This is a genomic window from Moraxella sp., from assembly GCF_024227015.1.
Lineage (GTDB): Bacteria > Pseudomonadota > Gammaproteobacteria > Pseudomonadales > Moraxellaceae > Moraxella.
This window is the reverse complement of record NZ_JAAELD010000173.1, coordinates 1-988: the sequence shown is the minus strand read 5'-3', so window position 1 is coordinate 988 and position 988 is coordinate 1. Positions and strand designations below refer to the sequence as shown.

The following is a 988-nucleotide window of genomic DNA, read 5'->3' as shown; positions in this document are numbered from 1 at the left end:
ATTAGGCTTTGACGGTATAGTGGCTGATGATCAGCAAATTTGCTAATGATGATGTGGGCTAGTAGCTCAGCGGTGGCAATGCTTTTAACGATGATTTGAGCCTCGGTTTTGGCTTGCACCAGCTTTTCACGGTTACACGCAGCATTACGGCAGGTGTATTTAGGATAAACATGCCGCTCACGGTAAAACTGCTTTGGCTTAAAGCCGAGTTTGTCTTGTACGTCTTCGCCAATTTGTTTCATTTGACAGCCACAACCACAAGTGATTGATTCAGGCTCATGAATGATGGTTCGGACTTCTAGGTTATCAGGGATGACAATACGCCGCTCGCGTTTGGGTTTCGCTGGTTTGTTGTCATCTGAGTTTGTGTCGGTTTGCTTACTTTCACTTTGGGTGATAAGCATTTGGCTATCTGTCTTGACCGATTCGTTTGTCGATGCAGTATGGCTGTCGTTATCAAGCTCGGCTTGAGCATTGTCTTTAATTTGTTCAAGGGCAGATAGGTCTTCTAGAGCAGATTCTTTGCCCAAATGGTCTTGTTTGGGCGTTAATGCTTCGTTCTTTTGTCCAAATAGTTGGTGAATGAGCAGTTTTTGTTTTTCGATGAGATGTTCGATTTGAACCTGATAGGCTTTAAGCTGTTTTTCGTATTGTTGCTGCTGCTCTCGTAGACGCTGTTGATACGCATCTTGCTGCTGTTTTTGTTGTTGTTCAAGCAGGGCTATTTTAGCCAATAGTTCAGCGTAGCTAGGGTCGGTTAGGTCGGTTGGGCTGTGATCGGTCATGGCGCTATGTTGCCATAACCGTTATCGGTTGTCAGCTAACGGGCGGTGATAGTTGAGATTTAGCGGCTTTATGATAAAGGCAGGTCAGGTCAGCGGCGTGAGTAAGTCTTTGCCTAGGTTGTGCCAAGGCAAACCACTAATCAGGGCATTGAATTGTTCATGGCTGATGGTGAGTCCTGTGGTTGGGTTAGGTGCACTGTGAT

The 988-nt window shown here is 45.6% G+C and carries 1 protein-coding gene; it reads right to left on the bottom strand.

The features are described 5' to 3' along the window. Positions 1–785: IS66 family transposase zinc-finger binding domain-containing protein (locus GY683_RS04010; protein WP_297287524.1), on the bottom strand; the 785-nt coding region annotated here is incomplete at its 3' end. Positions 786–988: the final 203 nt, after the last annotated feature.